General features: G+C 76.3%; 21 protein-coding genes and 1 pseudogene. 5 read left to right on the forward strand and 17 right to left on the reverse strand.

Annotated features, from left to right (window positions below; all coding sequences use genetic code 11):
- Window positions 1-61: 61 nt before the first annotated feature.
- The 8 genes and pseudogenes from PH190_RS00085 to PH190_RS00120 all read right to left on the reverse strand — a co-directional run bounded on the left by PH190_RS00085 (window position 62) and on the right by PH190_RS00120 (window position 5,346).
- Window positions 62-229, reverse strand: coding sequence for a DUF3117 domain-containing protein (locus tag PH190_RS00085; RefSeq protein ID WP_133827309.1), 168 nt, complete (start codon window positions 227-229; stop codon window positions 62-64).
- 150 nt (window positions 230-379) lie between these two features.
- Entirely contained in the window at window positions 380-982 is a 603-nt protein-coding gene (locus PH190_RS00090; protein ID WP_274230033.1) for a DNA-3-methyladenine glycosylase I, read from the reverse strand.
- Between the two features lie 51 nt (window positions 983-1,033).
- The gene (locus PH190_RS00095; protein WP_274229469.1) at window positions 1,034-1,501 is read right to left on the reverse strand and encodes an SRPBCC family protein; all 468 of its coding nucleotides are present in this window, start codon (window positions 1,499-1,501) and stop codon (window positions 1,034-1,036) included.
- 286 nt (window positions 1,502-1,787) lie between these two features.
- Window positions 1,788-2,066 (reverse strand): annotated as a pseudogene (locus PH190_RS00100) (DivIVA domain-containing protein); the annotation flags it as partial.
- A gap of 50 nt (window positions 2,067-2,116) precedes the next feature.
- Window positions 2,117-3,058, reverse strand: coding sequence for a glucosyl-3-phosphoglycerate synthase (locus PH190_RS00105; protein WP_274229470.1), 942 nt, complete (start codon window positions 3,056-3,058; stop codon window positions 2,117-2,119).
- Window positions 3,059-3,134: 76 nt separating this feature from the next.
- Window positions 3,135-4,007 carry a dihydropteroate synthase gene (folP, locus tag PH190_RS00110; protein WP_274229471.1) on the reverse strand — a complete coding sequence of 291 codons (873 nt, stop codon included), beginning with the start codon at window positions 4,005-4,007 and terminating at the stop codon, window positions 3,135-3,137.
- Window positions 4,007-4,570 carry an LOG family protein gene (locus PH190_RS00115; RefSeq protein WP_274229472.1) on the reverse strand — a complete coding sequence of 188 codons (564 nt, stop codon included), beginning with the start codon at window positions 4,568-4,570 and terminating at the stop codon, window positions 4,007-4,009. Before PH190_RS00115 ends, folP begins: the two co-directional genes overlap by 1 nt.
- Window positions 4,567-5,346 (reverse strand): LOG family protein, encoded by a 780-nt coding sequence (locus PH190_RS00120; protein WP_274229473.1) that lies wholly within the window; start codon window positions 5,344-5,346, stop codon window positions 4,567-4,569. Before PH190_RS00120 ends, PH190_RS00115 begins: the two co-directional genes overlap by 4 nt.
- A 124-nt stretch (window positions 5,347-5,470) precedes the next feature.
- Between PH190_RS00120 and wrbA the strand changes: the two genes are divergently transcribed.
- On the forward strand, window positions 5,471-6,103 hold the full coding sequence (gene wrbA, locus PH190_RS00125; protein WP_274229474.1) for an NAD(P)H:quinone oxidoreductase: 633 nt from the start codon (window positions 5,471-5,473) through the stop codon (window positions 6,101-6,103).
- A 78-nt stretch (window positions 6,104-6,181) separates the two neighbouring features.
- Here the strand turns inward: wrbA and dapE are convergent, their stop codons facing one another.
- Window positions 6,182-7,261: a succinyl-diaminopimelate desuccinylase gene (gene dapE / locus PH190_RS00130; RefSeq protein ID WP_274229475.1), complete on the reverse strand. Its 1,080-nt coding sequence runs from the start codon at window positions 7,259-7,261 to the stop codon at window positions 6,182-6,184.
- A gap of 51 nt (window positions 7,262-7,312) precedes the next feature.
- Window positions 7,313-8,002, reverse strand: coding sequence for a DUF1275 family protein (locus PH190_RS00135; RefSeq protein WP_274229476.1), 690 nt, complete (start codon window positions 8,000-8,002; stop codon window positions 7,313-7,315).
- Between the two features lie 36 nt (window positions 8,003-8,038).
- Here PH190_RS00135 and dapD point away from each other — a divergent pair, with 36 nt between their 5' ends.
- Genes dapD through PH190_RS00150 form a run of 3 tightly spaced genes read left to right on the forward strand, consistent with a single transcriptional unit; the run spans window position 8,039 to window position 10,718 of the window.
- The gene (gene dapD, locus PH190_RS00140) at window positions 8,039-9,028 is read left to right on the forward strand and encodes a 2,3,4,5-tetrahydropyridine-2,6-dicarboxylate N-succinyltransferase (protein ID WP_274229477.1); all 990 of its coding nucleotides are present in this window, start codon (window positions 8,039-8,041) and stop codon (window positions 9,026-9,028) included.
- Between the two features lie 21 nt (window positions 9,029-9,049).
- The gene (locus tag PH190_RS00145) at window positions 9,050-9,532 is read left to right on the forward strand and encodes a cation:proton antiporter regulatory subunit (RefSeq protein WP_274229478.1); all 483 of its coding nucleotides are present in this window, start codon (window positions 9,050-9,052) and stop codon (window positions 9,530-9,532) included.
- 7 nt (window positions 9,533-9,539) lie between these two features.
- Window positions 9,540-10,718 (forward strand): cation:proton antiporter, encoded by a 1,179-nt coding sequence (locus PH190_RS00150; protein WP_274229479.1) that lies wholly within the window; start codon window positions 9,540-9,542, stop codon window positions 10,716-10,718.
- Here the strand turns inward: PH190_RS00150 and PH190_RS00155 are convergent.
- From PH190_RS00155 to mshB, 7 genes are all read right to left on the reverse strand, one after another.
- On the reverse strand, window positions 10,687-11,403 hold the full coding sequence (locus PH190_RS00155) for a hypothetical protein (RefSeq protein WP_274229480.1): 717 nt from the start codon (window positions 11,401-11,403) through the stop codon (window positions 10,687-10,689). The genes PH190_RS00150 and PH190_RS00155 overlap by 32 nt on opposite strands.
- A 115-nt stretch (window positions 11,404-11,518) precedes the next feature.
- Window positions 11,519-12,706: an MFS transporter gene (locus PH190_RS00160; protein ID WP_274229481.1), complete on the reverse strand. Its 1,188-nt coding sequence runs from the start codon at window positions 12,704-12,706 to the stop codon at window positions 11,519-11,521.
- 42 nt (window positions 12,707-12,748) lie between these two features.
- The gene (dapC, locus tag PH190_RS00165) at window positions 12,749-13,888 is read right to left on the reverse strand and encodes a succinyldiaminopimelate transaminase (RefSeq protein WP_274229482.1); all 1,140 of its coding nucleotides are present in this window, start codon (window positions 13,886-13,888) and stop codon (window positions 12,749-12,751) included.
- Window positions 13,885-14,205 (reverse strand): ferredoxin, encoded by a 321-nt coding sequence (fdxA, locus tag PH190_RS00170; RefSeq protein WP_133827292.1) that lies wholly within the window; start codon window positions 14,203-14,205, stop codon window positions 13,885-13,887. Before fdxA ends, dapC begins: the two co-directional genes overlap by 4 nt.
- Window positions 14,206-14,373: 168 nt before the next feature.
- Window positions 14,374-15,201 (reverse strand): hypothetical protein, encoded by an 828-nt coding sequence (locus PH190_RS00175; protein WP_274229483.1) that lies wholly within the window; start codon window positions 15,199-15,201, stop codon window positions 14,374-14,376.
- A gap of 29 nt (window positions 15,202-15,230) precedes the next feature.
- Entirely contained in the window at window positions 15,231-15,662 is a 432-nt protein-coding gene (locus PH190_RS00180) for a hypothetical protein (RefSeq protein WP_274229484.1), read from the reverse strand.
- A gap of 140 nt (window positions 15,663-15,802) precedes the next feature.
- Window positions 15,803-16,663, reverse strand: coding sequence for an N-acetyl-1-D-myo-inositol-2-amino-2-deoxy-alpha-D-glucopyranoside deacetylase (gene mshB / locus PH190_RS00185; RefSeq protein WP_274229485.1), 861 nt, complete (start codon window positions 16,661-16,663; stop codon window positions 15,803-15,805).
- Window positions 16,664-16,743: 80 nt separating this feature from the next.
- Between mshB and PH190_RS00190 the strand changes: the two genes are divergently transcribed.
- Window positions 16,744-17,310, forward strand: a complete 567-nt coding sequence (locus PH190_RS00190; protein ID WP_274229486.1) for a GNAT family N-acetyltransferase — start codon at window positions 16,744-16,746, stop codon at window positions 17,308-17,310.
- Window positions 17,311-17,347: the final 37 nt, after the last annotated feature.

The following is a 17,347-nucleotide window of genomic DNA, read 5'->3' on the forward strand; positions in this document are numbered from 1 at the left end:
TCCGCGGCACCCTCGCTCTCCGCCCCGGCGGCGCCGTCCGGCCCGTCGGGCGTCGGGGTGCTCAGCCGACCACGCCCTGCAGGGCCTCCCGCAGGTCGCCCGCCTCGTCCGCCGTCATCTCGACGACGAGGCGCCCCCCACCCTCGAGCGGCACGCGCATCACGATGCCGCGCCCCTCCTTGGTGACCTCGAGGGGACCGTCACCGGTCCGGGGCTTCATGGCCGCCATAGCGTGCTCCCTCCACGAACTGGTCGTCTTCGCCCTCCCGTCGCCCGAAGGGACGACCGGGGAGCGCGCGCCGTGTGACAGGCGACGATTCTTCCCTATGGGTCCGACCGGCACGACACCGGAGCGATCACCCGGGCGTGTCCTCCCCGGTCAGGCACCGTCCGGGGCCTCCGGCGACCCCGCCGCGCGGAAGCACCCGGCCACGTGGTCGTCGACCATGCCGGTCGCCTGCATCATCGCGTAGCACGTCGTCGGGCCCACGAACCGGAAGCCGCGGGCCCGCAGGGCCTTGGCCATCGCCGTCGACTCCGACGTGGTCGCGGGCACGTCGGCGAAGCTCGCCGGCGCGGGGCGCGGGGCCGGCGCGAACGACCAGAGCAGCGTGTCGAGGTCCTCGCCGCGCTCGGCGAGCCCCAGCACGGCGCGGGCGTTGGCGACGGTCGCCTCGATCTTGGCGCGGTTGCGGACGATGCCGGCGTCGGCGAGCAGGCGCGCCACGTCGTCGTCGCCGAAGCGGGCCACCGCCTCCGGGTCGAACCCGGCGAAGGCCGCCCGGAACGCGGGCCGCTTGCGCAGCACGACGAGCCACGACAGCCCCGACTGGAACGCCTCGAGGCTGATCCGCTCGAAGAGCGCGTCGCGTCCGCGCAGCTCCCGGCCCCACTCGCTGTCGTGGTACTCCGTGAGCAGCCCGTCCCCGGCACCCCACGGGCAGCGCCCGACACCGTCGGCACCGACGACGGCGGTCAGCACCGCGGTCACGACGCCGTCACCGCGCCGTCACCGTGGCCGTCACCGTGGCCATCACCGCGCCGCGTCCCGCTCGCAGCGCCGGGCCAGCTCCTGCAGCGAGCGCTGCAGGCCCCAGGCGAACGCCGGCTTGACCACGGGCCAGCCCAGCGCCCCGAGCGGGCCCAGCGGCAGGTCGAGCTGCTCGCTCCACACGAACGTCGCCGCCTCGCGCCCGTCGTCGGTGCGCCGCTCCAGGACGGTGAAGACGCCGCTGCCGCGCACGACGTGGCCGGTGTGCCGGACGGTCGCGCGGTGCGGCGGGTCCCAGCCGACGATCTCCATGGTGTCGGTGACCCCGAGGGGGCCCACGCCCGTCGTCGCGGCCAGCTCCGAGCCGATGCTCGTGCCGTCGCCGCGCGTGACCTTCACCGACGTGCCGAGCATCCACTCGCCCTGGGACTCCCAGTCGGTGACCTCGCCCCACACCGTCTCGACCGGGGCGTCGACGTCCACCGACACCGTGATCTCGCGCCGCGCCATGTCCGCTCCCCGCTCGCCGGTCCTGCCGTTGCCCCGCCGCTCAGCGCCGCGGGCCGTCGATCCCCGACGTTCCCCGCAGCGCCCCGGACGACGCGCCGCGCGCGTCACCTCCCGCGCTCCCTCCCGCGCTGCTGCCGGCCGGGACCGTCGGGTCGGTGGGCGTCGGGTCGGCGACGCCGTCGGCCCGCCCGTGCCCGTGACCGAGACCGTGAGCGCTGCCGTTGGTGCGCACCACCGTCGCGGGCTCCACCGGCGGCCCGGCCTCGGGCGGCCCGGCCGCGGCACCCTCCATCGCCTCGACGCGCGCCCGCAGCGCGTCGACCTCGGCGGCGAGGCGCTCGAGCGCCCAGTCGACCTCGCTGCACTTGTAGCCGCGCAGGGTCTGCTGGAAGCGCAGGTCGCGCACGTCGCCGCCGGTGAGGTCACGCGCCGGCAGCCGCGTCGGCGTGGCGCCGGGCGGCATCGGGGCCAGCTCCTCGCCCCGGCCGAAGACGAACGCAGCGAGCAGGTAGACCGCGGCGGCCACGAGGCCGACCACGATGACGTACACCAGCGCGCTGCCCATGCCCCCGATCGTAGGTGGCGACCCCGACACTTCCCGCCGGCTACCGCCCGTCAGGTCCCGGTGGCGCGGCGTGTCGTCACCGACGCCAGCGGCGGCCGGTCGGTCGTGGCGACGGCCTGCTCGTCGGGCAGCCAGTCGCCGTCGACGGGCACGAACTGGGTCAGCGGGTCGCTGCCGGGGTGGCCGGGCACGCAGCGGCGCAGCACGGCGTCGAGCACCTCGGCCGCCGTGGCGCCGAGCGCGCGCAGGCTGCGGTGGCGGTGCTTGCGCACCCCGAGGTCGACCTGCGCGATCGCGTCGAGGCCCCGCTCGCGGTGGGTGTCGAGCAGCAGGCCGATCTCGACGCCGTAGCCCGCGGCGAACGGCAGCGACTCGAGCAGCTCGCGGGTGGCGGCGTACTCCCCGCCGAGCGGCTGGACGACGCCGGCGAGCTCGGGGCGCAGGGCGGCGAGGGCGGGGCGGGCGGTGAGCTCGGTGACCCGACCACCGCCGGTCAGTGCGGCGTCGTGGTCGGACGTGCGCAGTGGGCGGTGGTAGAAGCCCTTGACCAGCGCCACCCCGGCGACGGTGAGCAGCGGGCCGAGCAGGTGGGTGACGAAGTCGGGGCCGAGGTCGACGAGGTCGGAGTCGAGGAAGACGACGAGGTCGCCCGACGTCGCGGCCAGCGAGCGCCACAGCACCTCGCCCTTGCCCGGCCGGACCGGGACCTCGGGCAGCACGGCGTCGCGCGGCACGACCCGGGCGCCGGCCGCCCGGGCGCGCTCGGCGGTGGCGTCGGTGGAGCCGGAGTCGACGACGACGAGCTCGTCGACCAGCGTCCCGAGCAGCGGGCGCACCGCGGCGACGACCCCGCCGACCGTCGCCTCCTCGTCGAGCGCGGGCAGCACCACCGACACCGAGCGCCCCCGCTTGGCGGCCGTGAGGGCCTCGGGCGTCCAGTCCGGGTGCGCCCAGGTCCGGCGCGCGAACCAGTCCTCGGTCGCGTCCCTCACCGGTGCGCCTCCGGCGCAGGTGAGCAGAAAGGAATGCTGGAGCACGCGTTTCTGCTCACCTGCGCGCAGCGCACCATCACGCCAGCGCCCGCACGGTCCGGACCGGGGCGCGGTCGCCGCGGATCGCCGACACCATGTCGACGACGCGGCGGGTGGCCGCCACCTCGTGCGCGCGGAACATCCGCGCGCCGGCCCACGCCGCCACGGCCGTCGCGGCGAGCGTGCCCTCGAGGCGCTCGGTGACCTCGGTGGTGCCGAGGGTCTCGCCGACGAAGTCCTTGTTCGACAGGGCCATGAGCACCGGGCGCCCGAGCGCGACGAGCTCGTCGAGGCGGCGCAGCAGCTCGAGGCCGTGGAACGTGTTCTTGCCGAAGTCGTGGGTGGGGTCGACGAGGATGCGCGCCGGGTCGACGCCCGCGGCCTCGTGTGCCCGCGCCTGCCGCGTGACCTCGTCGATCACGTCCGCCACGACGTCGGTGTAGCGCACGCGGTGCGGGCGGGTGCGGGGCACGGCGCCGCCGGTGTGCGAGCAGACGATCCCCGCGCCGAACTCGGCGGCCACCTCGCCCAGCGCCGGGTCGACGCCCGCCCAGGTGTCGTTGATGAGGTCCGCGCCCGCCGCGCAGACCTCGCGCGCCACGTCGGCCCGCCAGGTGTCGACGCTGATCGCGACGTCGGGGTGGCGGTCGCGCACGGCCGCGACGGTCGGCAGCACCCGGCGCAGCTCCTCGGCGACGTCCACCCCGGGCCCGGGGCCGGCCTTCACCCCGCCGACGTCGACGACGTCCGCGCCCTCGGCCACCGCGCGGTCCACCGCGTCCAGCGCCGCCGAGGGGTCCCAGGCGGCGCCGCGGTCGTAGAACGAGTCCGGCGTGCGGTTGACGATCGCCATCACCGCGACGCGCCCGTCGGGCGGCAGCAGGGGGCGTGTCGGCCGGTGGGTGGTCATCACCCCGATCCTGACACGACCTCCGAGGTGCGGGCCGGGTCGAGCGCGTCGAGGGCGGTGTCCACGGTCGTCGTGCGCACCACCCCGGACATCCCGCGCGCGGTGACGAACCCGGTCAGTCGCAGGTCCTCGAGCCACGTGAACAGCGGGTCGTAGTGGCCGTCGGGGTCGAGCACGACCACCGGCTTGTCGTGCATCCCCAGCGCGTGCGACGTCCAGGCCTCGAACAGCTCCTCGAGCGTCCCGAGGCCGCCGGGCAGGGCGAGCACCGCGTCGCTGCGCGCGTCCATCTCGGCCTTGCGGGTGCGCATGTCGCCGACGACGACCAGCTCGTCGGCCTGGTCGTCGGCCACCTCGAGCGCGACGAGCCCCTCGGGGATGACCCCGACCGTCCGGGCCCCGCCCTCGCGCGCGGCGCGGGCGACCGCGCCCATCATCGACACCCGCCCGCCGCCGGAGACGAGGCTCCACCCCCGCGCGGCGATGGCGGCGCCGACCTCTCCGGCCAGCGCGATCGCCGCCTCGCTCACCGGGCCCGAGGCGCAGAAGACGCAGACCCTCACGAGCCCACGACCTCGCGGAAGCCCTCCTCGACGATGGCGACCACCTCGTCGATGTCGTCGGTGAGGTGGATGAGGTCGACGTCGTGGCGGCTGATCGTCCCCGCGTCGACGGCGGCGCCCGCGAGCCACTCGACGAGCCCGCCCCAGTAGCTCGTGCCCAGCAGCACCACCGGGAACCGCGTGACCTTGCCCGTCTGCACCAGCACGAGCGCCTCGAACAGCTCGTCGAGCGTGCCGAAGCCGCCGGGCAGGCAGACGAAGGCCTGCGCGTACTTGACGAACATCGTCTTGCGGGCGAAGAAGTAGCGGAACCCGACGCCGAGGTCGACCCACGGGTTGAGGCCCTGCTCGAAGGGCAGCTCGATGCCCAGGCCCACCGACAGCCCGCCGGCCTCGGCGGCCCCGCGGTTGGCGGCCTCCATGACCCCGGGACCGCCGCCGGTGATGACGGCGTAGCCCGCGTTCGCCAGCGCCCCGCCCAGCGCCATGCCGAGCGCGTAGTCGGGGTGCTCGCGCGGCGTGCGCGCCGACCCGAACACCGTCACCGCGCGCGGGATCTCGGCGAGGACGCTGAAGCCCTCGACGAACTCGGCCTGGATGCGCTGGAGGCGCCAGGCGTCGGAGTGCACCCAGTCCGCGGGGCCCCGGGAGTCCAGCAGGCGCTGGTCGGTGGTGGAGCTCAGCCGTGCCGGGTCGCGGTGCTCCGGGCGACGGCGGTCGATGGTGGTCGGGCGCGGCGCGGTGGCGTCAGTGCCCGCCGGGTCGTCGTGGAGCATGCGGCCGAGCCTAGGAGCCCGCCCCGAACGGGGCCGGACCGCCGGGTCCACGGTTTGCGACGGCCCGCTGCGTGGCACGCCCCGGATGGTTGAAGCACGAACCACCCCCCGAGGAGGAACCACCGTGGCGACGGTCACGCCCAAGGTCGCGATCATCTACTACAGCTCGACCGGCACCATCCACGAGCTGGCCCAGGAGTACGCGAAGGGCCTGGAGAACGCGGGCGCCGAGGTGCGCCTCCGCAAGGTGCGCGAGCTCGCGCCGCCGGAGGCCGTCGCGGCCAACGAGGCCTGGCAGCGCCACGCCGAGGCCACCGCCGACGTCCCCGAGGCGACGGCGGACGACGTGCTGTGGGCCGACGCGGTCGTGTTCGGCTCGCCGACGCGCTACGGCAACATCGCCGCGCAGCTCAAGCAGTTCATCGACACCCTCGGCCCGCAGTGGGCGCAGGGCCAGCTCGCCGACAAGGTGTACTCGGGCTTCACGTCGACCTCGACCGCCCACGGCGGCCAGGAGTCCACGCTGCTCGCGCTCTACAACACGATCCACCACTTCGGCGGCGTGATCGTGACCCCGGGCTACACCGACCCGATCCAGTTCACGGTCGGCAACCCCTACGGCCCGTCGCACGTCGACGGCCAGGGCTCGATCCCGATCTCGGATGACACGCGCCACGCCACGCGGTACGCGGGCCAGCGCATCGCCACCGTCACCCGCCAGCTCGTCGCGGGCCGCAGCGAGGTCGCCGCGGTCTGAGGCGCGCCGTTCGGGGCGAGGGACTCCCTGGGTGCGTGGGAGGCAGCGAGGGTGACCTTCGCTGCCTCCCACCCCGGCTCAGGCGCGCGTGAGGTAGGTGCGCAGGACGTCGCCGGCCTCGGAGATCGCCGCCACGGGCACCGACTCCTCGCGCGTGTGGGCGAGGTTCGGGTCGCCCGGGCCGAAGTTCAGGGCCGGGATGCCCAGCGCCGCGAAGCGGGCGACGTCGGTCCAGCCGTACTTGGCGACGGGCACGGTCCCGGTCGCGGTGACGAAGTCGGCGGCCGCGGGCGCGGAGAGCCCCGGCAGCGCGCCCGGCGAGGCGTCGGTCTCGGTGAGGTCGTACCCCGCGAACACCTCCGCGACGTGGGCGCGGGCGTCGTCGAGCGAGCGGTCGGGCGCGAAGCGGAAGTTGACCGTCACCTCGCAGACGTCGGGCACGACGTTGCCCGCCACGCCGCCGGCGATCCGCACCGCCTGCAGGCCCTCGCGGTAGACGCAGCCGTCGATGTCGACGTCGCGCGCTTCGTACCCCGCCAGTCGCGCCAGGATCGGCGCCGCGGCGTGGATCGCGTTGCTGCCCAGCCACGACCGCGCCGAGTGCGCGCGACGTCCCTCGGTGCGCACCACGACCCGCAGCGTGCCCTGGCACCCCGCCTCGACCTGGCCGGACGTGGGCTCGCCGAGCAGCGCGAGGTCGGCGTCGAGCCAGTCGCGGTGCTCGCGCTCGAGCCGCCCGAGGCCGTTGCGCGACGCCTCGACCTCCTCGCAGTCGTAGAGCACGAGCGTGACGTCGTGCGCCGGCTCGACGAGCGCGGCCGCGAGGTGCGTCATCACCGCCACCCCGGACTTCATGTCGCTCGTCCCGCAGCCGTACAGCGTCCCGCCGTCGCGCCGGGAGGGGACGTTGTCGGCGATCGGCACGGTGTCGAGGTGCCCGGCGAGCAGCACCCGGCGCGGGCGCCCGAGGCGCGTGCGGGCGAGGAGCGCCTGCCCCGAGCGCAACAGCTCCAGGTGCGGCGCCTGGCTCGCCAGCGCGGCCTGGAGCGCGTCGGCGAGGGCCTGCTCGTCGCCGGACACGCTCGGCACGTCGACCAGCGCGGCGGTCAGCGACACCGGGTCGGCGAGCAGGTCGAGGGTCACGGGCGGGGCACTCACGCTGTCGGAGGCTAACCGGGTGTTCGGTCCGTCCGACGGAGGACCGCCCCCTCACCCGCTCGGGGGCTCGCCGTCAGCCCCCGGACGGGTCCGCGGCGGCCGTCCCAGCACCCCCAGCGCCGCGACCAGCAGCGCGACCGCGAGCAACGGCACCGACCACCGCGCGACGCCGAGCAGGACCGCCGCCACCGCGGCGCCCACGACGAGCGCGCCGAGCTGGCGCAGCGCGAGCACCCGCCCGCGCGACCCGCCGGCCACGAGCGTCGCGAGCCCGCCGGTGAGCGTGCCGGTGAGGTACGTCGTCGACTCCCCGAGCCGCAGCGCCGTGGCGCTCTGCGCGCCCATCGCGAGCGACGCCGCGATCAGCAGGACGAGCACGACGCCCGGCGGCCCGGCGCCGGCGAGCACCCACGCCACCGCCAGGGCGACCAGCACGACGAGCTCCGCGAGCAGCGGCCGGGCGACGGAGGCGGGGTGCCGCCGCCACGCCAGCGACCACACCACCACCCCGACGGCGAACCCGAGCACGGCGAGCGCCGGGGGCCACAGCGCGCCGAGGTCACCGCGGCCGGCCGCCCCGCCCGCGGTGACGAGGTTGCCGGTGACGACCCCGGCGAACGGCCCGCCGAGGCTCGTCACGGCCCACAGGTCCACGACGCCCGCGACGCCGGCCAGCAGGGTCGCGGCGGTCGCCACCCGGCCGGGGGCGCGGCGGGTCGCGCCCGTCGCCGGTGCGGTCACGGCCACCACCCTGGCGGACGACTAGCCTGGCCCGCGATGAGCACCCCCGCGCCGCCGTCCCGCGCCCTCGGCGTCGGACTGGCCACCGTCGCCCTCGACGGCACCGTCCTCGACACCTGGTACCCGCTGCCCGAGCTGGCGGAGGCGGACGGTGCCGCGGGCGGGATGACCGAGGAGCCGGGCACGGTGATCGTGCCGGCCGGGGAGCTCGAGCCGTCGCTCGTCGACGCCCTGGGCACCGACCAGGACCGCGGCGTCGAGGTCGTCGCCGTGCGCACCGTCGCCGACCTCACCGGCCCGCCGGCCTCGGCCTACGACGTCTACCTGCGCCTGCACCTGCTCTCCCACCGCCTCGTGCCGCCCCACGGCGTCGACCTGACCGGCATCTTCGGCCACCTCGCCAACGTCGTGTGGACCAACCACGGCCCCTGCCCGGTGCCCGAGTTCGAGCGCGTCCGCGCCCGCCTGCGCGGCCGCGGCCCGGTGACCGTCTACGCGGTCGACAAGTTCCCGCGCATGGTCGACTACGTCATCCCGTCCGGCGTGCGCATCGGCGACGCCGACCGCGTGCGCCTCGGCGCGCACCTCGCGAGCGGCACGACCGTGATGCACGAGGGCTTCGTCAACTTCAACGCCGGGACGCTGGGCAGCTCGATGGTCGAGGGCCGCATCTCCGGCGGCGTGGTCGTCGGCGACGGCTCCGACGTCGGCGGCGGCGCGTCGATCATGGGGACGCTCTCGGGCGGCGGCAAGGAGGTCATCGCGATCGGCGAGCGCTGCCTGCTGGGCGCCAACGCCGGCATCGGGATCTCGCTCGGCGACGACTGCGTCGTCGAGGCCGGCCTCTACGTCACCGCGGGCACGCGCGTCACCCTCGAGGACCGCAGCGTGGTCAAGGCCGTCGAGCTCTCCGGGCGTCCCGGGCTGCTCTTCCGCCGCGACTCCGTCACCGGCGCGGTGCACGCCCTGCCGCGCACCGAGGGCGCGCGGGTCGAGCTCAACGCCGCCCTGCACGCGAACGACTGACGCCGACGTAACCTGACGATCGTGGACGTCGAGGTCACCCGGCTGCCCGGGATCGGCACCAAGCAGGAGTTCGACACCGCGGCGGGGCGCCGGATCGGGGTGCTGACCCACCGCGACGGGCACCGGGAGCTCCTGGTCTCGGGACGCGACGACCCGGACGCGTGCAGCGCGTCGGTGGCGCTGTCCGACGCCGAGGGCCAGGCGCTCGGCACCCTGCTCGGCGCGCCGAACCTGGTGGCCCAGCTGCAGGACCAGCAGCGCGAGGTCGAGGGCATCAGCACCGCGCAGTTCCCGGTCGGCGCGGGGTCGCCCTACGACGGCCGCACGCTGGGCGACACCGCGATGCGCACGCGCACCAGCACGTCGATCGTCGCCGTGGTGCGCGACCACGTCGTGTCGCCGTCGCCGGGCCCGGAGTTCGTGTTCCGTGCCGGCGACCTCGTCGTCGTGGTGGGCACCGGCGAGGGCCTCGGGCGGGCGGCCGCGATCCTCGAGGACGGCTGACCGGGCAGTGCACTCCACCGCCCTCTCGCTCATCGAGCTGGGCGCGCTGTTCTTCGGGCTCGGCGTGCTCGGGCGCCTCGCCGGGCGCCTCGGCATCTCGCCGGTCCCGCTCTACCTGCTCGGCGGGCTCGCGTTCGGGTCCGGCGGGCTGGTGCCGCTCGAGGGCATCGAGCCCTTCACCGGCGTCGCCAGCGAGGTCGGCGTCGTCCTGCTGCTCCTGCTGCTGGGCCTCGAGTACTCCGCGTCCGACCTCATCGGCGGCCTGCGCCGCTCGTGGCTCGCGGGGATCGTCGACATGGTCCTCAACGCCGCACCCGGTGCGATCACCGCGCTGATCCTCGGGTGGGGCCCGCTGGGCGCGCTCGCGATGGCCGGGGTCACGTGGGTGTCGTCGTCGGGGATCGTCGCGAAGGTCCTCGACGAGCTCGGCCGGCTCGGCAACCGGGAGACCCCGGCCGTGCTCTCGGTCCTCGTCATGGAGGACCTCGCGATGGCCCTCTACCTCCCCATCACCACCGCCGCGCTCGCCGCGCTGGGCTTCGTGGCGGGGCTGCGCACGGTCGCGATCGCCGTCGTGCTCCTGGTCATCGTGCTCGTCGTGGCGCTGCGCTTCGGGCGCGCGGTCTCGGCGGTCGTGGAGTCGCCGACGACCGAGGTGTTCCTGCTGCGCGTGTTCGGCATCGCGCTGCTCGTCGCGGGCATCGCCTCGCAGCTGCAGGTCTCCGCCGGCGTCGGGGCGTTCCTGCTCGGCATCGCGATCTCCGAGGACACCGCGGAGAACGCCACCCGCGTGCTCGCCCCGCTGCGCGACCTGTTCGCCGCGGTGTTCTTCGTCGTCTTCGGGCTCAACACCGATCCGCGCCAGGTCCCCGCGGTGCTGCCGGCCGCGATCGCGCTGGCGATCGTGTCGACGGCGACGAAGCTCGGCGCGGGCTGGTTCGCGGCCCGCCAGATCGGTGTGGGGCGCCTCGGACGGTGGCGCGCGGGGGCGGCGCTGGTGGCCCGCGGGGAGTTCTCGATCGTCATCGCCGGGCTGGCGCTGACCACCGGCTCCGTCGACCCCGGCCTCGCGCCGCTGGCGACGACGTACGTGCTGCTCATGGCGATCCTGGGCCCGGTGGCGGCGCGGGTCGTCGAACCCGTGCACGGCGCCGTCACGCGTCGCCTGCGGCCGTCACCGGGCTGACCGAGCTGACCGAGCTGACCGAGCTGACCGAGCGACCGGCCCACACCGACGCCGCGGCGGCGAACCCCGCGGCGGTGAGCACCCAGGCCAGGCCGTCGACCACGTGGTGCGGGACGACCACGGCGGCGACGAGGTGCAGCGGCTGGCACACGACCAGCGCGACCGCCGCCCACCGCGGGACCGCCCGCCACAGCGCCACCCCGAGCAGCACGGTGCCCAGGACGTGCCCGACGACGAACAGCGTCGTGCCGGCGGTGGTCACGGGGTCGGCCACGACCGCCGCGACGAGCGCCGCGGTGCTCCCCTCCGGCAGGCCCGCCGCGAGGCCGGCGCGGGCGACCAGGTCGGGCGCGACGACGACCGCCAGACTCGCGAAGCCCACCCACGCGAGCGCGGCGGCGACGAGACCCAGGACCGGGCGGGCGCGCACGGCGACCGCGCCCACCACCAGCACCCCGAGCGGCAGCGTGAGCAGGGCGAGCAGGGACAGCCACAGCACCACGGACTGCGCGCCGAGGTCCCCGGCGACCCGGGCGACGAGGGTGCCGGGGTCGTCGGTGGTGTCGTAGGGCAGCAGTGCGCGCACCCCGGCGATCGCGAGCGGGCCGAGCGGCGCGACGACGAGCGCGGCGCGCCGGACGAGCCGGGTGGTGGTCGGGGCGGGCGGGGTGAGGGTCGCGGTCACGGCGACGACGGTCGCGCCGCCGGGCTCCCGCGGGCCAGGGTCGCGCGCCCGGTCCGCCCGGGCGTCCGCCCGGGACGGTCGGGCGGCCGGGTGTCCTCGGCTGGGCTGTCCTCGGCTAGGACGCCTCGTAGGTGACCCGGCGCGGGCCCAGCAGCACGACCGCGACGCCCTGCACCGCGACGGCGGCCAGGATCACGACCAGCGCCGCGCGGAAGCCCGCGAGGTCGATGAGCACGCCCATGACCGGCGGCGCGAGCGCGGCGAGGACGTAGGCCGAGCCGAGGGTCAGCGCCGACACCGACGCCGACGTCGCGCCGTCCGGGGTCCGCCAGGCGACCACCGCGAGGCCCAGCGGGAAACCCGCGCCCACCGCGACCGACGCCAGCACCACCCACGGCCACGGCCCGACGACGGGCAGCACGGGCGCGGCGAGGATCCCCGCCACCCCCACGCCGGCGCACACCACGCAGAACGCCGCCCACGGCGCCCAGGCCCGCCGGCGCTCGGCGAGCACCGGCACCAGCAGGGCCGCCGGGATCTGCACGACGTTCCACACCGACAGCACGACCGCCGCCCGGGCCGTCGAGAACCCCTGTGCCTCGTAGAGCGGGGCGAGCCACGTCAGCCACCCGTAGAACTGCACCGACGACATCGCCTGGAACAGCACCGCGAGCCGCGCGAACCGGTTGCGCCACGGCAGGTGGACCGGCGGCGGCGCCGGCACGTCGTGCAGGCGCCTTGTCACCGGCCACCACACGACGAGAGCCAGCACGGCGGGCACCGTCCACGCCGCGAGCGCCCACCACCACCCACCGAGCAGGTCCTGCAGCGGCAGCGCGGTCAGCGAGGCGACGGTGGCGCCGCCCATCATCGACACGGTGTAGAGGCCGGTGGCGGCGCCGGCGCGGTCGGGCAGGTGGTCGCGGACGACGCCGGTGATCGCGACCCCGACGACGCCGATGCCCAGCCCGATCGCGAGGCTGCCGGCGACCAGCGGCACCGCCGCGGGCAGCCCGTGGGTCAGCGTGCCGAGCGCGATCGCCGCGACGCCCAGCGCCGCGGCCTGCTCACGGCCCGTGCGGCGCGCGAGGGCGGGCGCGGCGAACGAGCCGGCGCCCATCATGAGGACCGTCGCGGCCTGCACGAGCCCCGCGAAGCCCGCCGAGACGCCCAGGTCGGCGCGGATCGTCTCCAGCAGCGGCGGGTAGACCGAGAGCGCGGCGCGCAGGTTGAGGCCCAGCGCGAGGACCGCGAGGAGGACGACGACCGGCCGCACCGGCTGCCGGGTGGCCGGCTGGCTCACTCCGCGGTCACTCCGCTGTCCACCCCGCTGTCCTCCTCGCCGTCACTCCGCCAGGCGTCGCGCGGCCGCGGCGATCCCCTCGTCGGAGGCCGTGAGCGCGACGCGCACGTGGGAGGCGCCGGCGGGCCCGTAGAACTCGCCCGGGGCGACGAGGACGCCGCGCGCGGCGAGGCGGTCGACGGTGGCGCGGCACGGCTCGCCGGCGGTGGCCCAGAGGTACAGGCCGGCCTCGGAGTGCTCGACGCGCAGGCCGGCGGCCTCGAGCGCGGGGCGCAGGACCGCGCGGCGGGCGTCGTAGCGGGCGCGGGTGTCGGCGACGTGGAGGTCGTCGCCCAGCGCGGCCGTCATGGCCTCCTGCACGGGCCGCGGCACGATCATCCCGGCGTGCTTGCGCACCTGCAGCAGGCCGGCCACCAGCGCGGGGTCGCCGACGACGAGGCCCGCCCGGTAGCCCGCGAGGTTGGACGTCTTCGACAGCGAGTGCACCGCCAGCAGCCCGGTGAGGTCGCCGCCGTGCACGACGGGGTCGAGCACCGAGGTCGTCACGACACCCGGCCCGGGCAGGGCGAGGTAGCACTCGTCGGCGGCCACGACCGCCCCGAGCGCCCGGGCCTCGGCCACCCGCGCCGTGAGGGCGGCGGCGTCGAGGACCCGGCCGGTGGGGTTCGACGGCGAGTTCAGCCAGACCAGGCGCGTGCCCGCGGGCAGCGGCTCGTCGTCGCCCACCCGCGCGGGGCGCGCGCCGGCGAGCTGCGCGCCGACCTCGTAGGTCGGGTAGGCGAGGTCGGGGAAGGCGACGAGGTCGTCGCCACCCAGCCCCAGCAGCGTCGGCAGCCAGGCCACCAGCTCCTTGGAGCCGATGGTCGGCAGCACGGCGTCGGGGTCGAGGCCCTCCCCGGCGGACGCGGCCGCGCCGTGCCGGCGCGCGAGCGCGTCGACCGCGGCCCGGCGCAGCGCCGGTGTCCCCCAGGTCTGCGGGTAGCCCGGGGAGTCCCAGGCAGCCCGCAGCGCCTCGCCCACCGCGGTGGGCACGGGGTCGACGGGCGTGCCGACCGACAGGTCGACCACCCCGTCCGGGTGGCTGCGGGCGACCGCGGCGGCCCCGGCGAGGCTGTCCCACGGGAAGTCCGGGAGCGCCGGGAACGCGACGCTCGTCGGACCCGCGGTCGGGTTGGTGGTCACTCCCCCTGCGGCGGCAGGTCGGGCACGGGGCCCGCGTCGCGCTCGACCTTGCCGACCTTCGACGCGCCGCCGGGCGAACCCAGCTCGTCGAAGAAGTCGACGTTCGCCTGGGTGTAGACCGACCACTGGTCCGGGACGTCGTCCTCGTAGTAGATGGCCTCCACCGGGCAGACCGGCTCGCACGCCCCGCAGTCGACGCACTCGTCGGGGTGGATGTACATCATCCGACCCCCTTCGTAGATGCAGTCGACAGGGCATTCCTCGATGCACGCCTTGTCGAGCACGTCGACACACGGTTCGGCGATCACGTACGTCACGTCTGCTCCTGCTCCTCACTCACGAAAGTCCGGCGCGACCCTGACCCACGCGTGGTGGTGGCACGCGGCCGCGGGTGACGCCTGCGGCGAGTATTCCGGTCGCCGCCGCGTCATGCCCGTGCGGGGGCGACCTGAATGCCCGACAGCGGCATGTCAGACGTCACACCATCACCCCCGACCCTGCTCCCGCGCCACCCACCGGGCCGCCGCGCGGGCGGCGCGCTTGAGGCCCGAGCGCTCGCTGCGGTAGCTCGCCAGCGCTCCCACGAACGGCAGGTTGGCCAGCGCGCGCCAGAAACGGTTGCCCTGCGGGCGCCGGTCGAGCTCGCCCTGCAGGCCCCACAGCGTCTTGCCCATGCGCCACACGGCGCTCGCCAGCGCGGACAGGTGCCCACGCTCCTCGCGCTCGGTGCTCACCGTGCCCGCCAGCTCGCCGGCCTCGCGCTCGACGTCGGCGCCGTGGGCGTCGCCGTGGCGGCGGGGGTCGACGTCGCGGCCGAAGAGCACCGACGCGAGCAGGCGCACCTGCTCGTCGCGCCCGTCCATGCCGTGCTCGCTGGCGATCGCGCACACGACGAGGCCCTGCGCGCCCAGCCCCAGGATGTCGGAGACGGGCAGCCGGCGCGCCAGCGCGCCGCCGATGCCGGGGATCGAGGCGACCACCGAGGTGAAGCGGCCGACCCGCGACACCCACCACTGGTCGCGCTCCTCGGGGCTCATCGTCTGCCAGCGCGGGGTGCCGGGGAGCTTCGAGGTGGCCAGGCGGTCGAGCACGCGGGCACGCACCGTGCGGAACGCCCGCCCGACCCTGCCGCGCCGGGTCGTCGGTGCCGGGGCCGTCTCGTGACCACCCTGCTGCAGCTCGAGCGCGCGCCGGCGGGCGAGGCGGCCGAGGCGGAAGGGGTCGGCGTCGCGCAGGCCGCGCAGCACCGGGCCGGTGGCGGCCACGAACGGTCGCAGGACGCGCACGACGTGCTCGTCGGGGATGGCGGGCATGGCGGCTCGTTTCCCGACGGTCGCCCGGCTCAACCCCCGGACGGCGGGGCGACGCGCCCGGCGCGCCGGGTGGCCCGCGCGGAGCGCCACGACAGCGCCAGCGCGCCCGGCACGACCCCGGCGCCGAGCAGCAGGACCGCGCGCCAGTCCGGCGGCAGCACGCCGGCGCCCGCCGGGCTCCACAGGCCCGCGACGAGCACGGTCAGCGTCCACGCCGCCAGCGGCACCACCGCCGCGCGCCCCTCCGGCAGCACCGCGTCCGCGGCGAGCACGAGCAGCGGCGTCGTCACCAGCGCCACCAGCGCCGAGACCGGCAGCGGGATCCCGGCGTCGGCGGTGCGCAGGGTCAGCCACGCCATCTCGGTCCACGCGAGCACCACCGCGTCCACGGCGAGCAGGACGACGATCGCGACCGGCGCGGCTGAGGTGGTGGAGCGAGGGTCACCCTCGCTGCCTGCCACGCACCCAGGGACTCCTTCGCTGCTCGCGGGCTCGCCGGGCGTGGTGGAGCGAGGGTCACCCTCGCTGCCTGCCACGCACCCAGGGACCCCCTCGCTCCCCCCGGGCCCGCTCCCCCCGGCCCCGCTCCCCCCGGGCGCGCTCACGAGGGCGGGAACAGGTCGTCCGGCGCGCTCGCCGGGCCGCGCAGGTGCACGAAGCACTCGGCGTCCAGCACGGGCTGGGCGAGGCCGTTCGAGAGCGCGAACACCGGGGGCTCACTGCCGTCGTCGTAGACCGCGATCTGCGTGGCGTGGGCGCGCAGCGCGGCGAGCTTGCGGATCCGTGCCCCGCCCAGCGGCACCCGGGTCGTGATCGTCGCGTCGGGCACCGTCGGCAGGTCCTCGACGGGCGGCACCGGCAGCCCCAGCCACGAGCGGCGGCGCAGCACCGCGAGCCCCGCCGCGACCTCGTCGTGGGCCGCGGCGGTGGCGGCGACGGTGATCTCGGTGGCGTCCGGGTCGACGGTCTCCATCGCGGCGATGGTGATGTCGTGGGCGCGCACGTGGGCGGGGTGGCCGTAGCCGCCGTGCGCGTCGTAGGTGACGACCACCTGCGGCCGGACCTCGCGCAGCACCTCCACCAGGGACGCGACCTGCGCGTCGAACCCGTCCGGACCCGCGAACGAGCCCGGCGCGATCACCGACGGCGCGGCGGCGAGGATGCCCTCGCCCACGCGCTCCATCCCCGAGTCCTGCCACGTCCCGGCGCCGGCGAGCCAACGGTGGTCGGTGACGCCCAGCGCCGCGCACGCCTTCGCGAGCTCGCCCTCGCGGTGCTCCCCCAGCGCCGGGCCGGTGAGGTGCGCCAGCTCGGGCGGGATCACCTCGCCCTGCTCGCCGCGGTTGCACGTCACGAGCGTCACCGGCACGCCCGCCGCGGTCGCGAGGGCCATCACGCCGCCACAGGTGATCGTCTCGTCGTCCGGGTGGGCGTGGACGAGCAGCAGCGGACCGGGGCTCACGAGCACGTGACCGTAGGTGCTCGGCGCGGTGGGCGCGGCCACCGGGTATGACGTCACAGCGCCCGAGCGGGAGGAGAGCGGTGACGGAGCTGCACTGGTCGGTGTCCTGGGAGACCGACCTCGACGACGCGGACCACGCACCGCTGACCGCTCTCCTGGCGCGGGCCTACCCAGGTGAGGCGCACCGCCTGGTCGGTGAGCGCAGCTGGACCGGCGCGCGCCCCGAGCTGCGCGTGGTCGCCCGCGACGGCGGCGCCCCCGTCGCCCACGCCGGGATCATCCGGCGGTTCCTGCGCGCCGACCCGCAGCACGGCCCGGGTCGCGACGTCCTCGTCGGCCACGTCGGCCTCGTCGCCGTCGACCCCGACCAGCACCGCGGCGGCGTCGGCCGCGCGCTGATGGCGCAGGTCGTCGACACCCTCGTGGGCCTCGACGTCCCGTTCGGCTTCCTGACCTGCGGCCCCGACGTCGAGGGCTTCTACCGCGCCGTGGGCTGGACGCGCCTGGCCGACGTCGCGGTGCGCATGGTCGACATCGACGACCGGGTCGTCACCGACCACGACCCGGCGATGGTGCACCCGGCGGGCCGCCCGCTGACGGACTGGCCCGCCGCGCGCCTGCTCGCCCAGGACGGCCGAGGGATCTAGCGCCTCGCAGGGTCGAAGTGCAGTGGTCGAAGTACCG

The sequence above is a fragment of the Actinomycetospora straminea genome (genome assembly GCF_028737255.1).
Classification (GTDB): domain Bacteria; phylum Actinomycetota; class Actinomycetes; order Mycobacteriales; family Pseudonocardiaceae; genus Actinomycetospora; species Actinomycetospora straminea.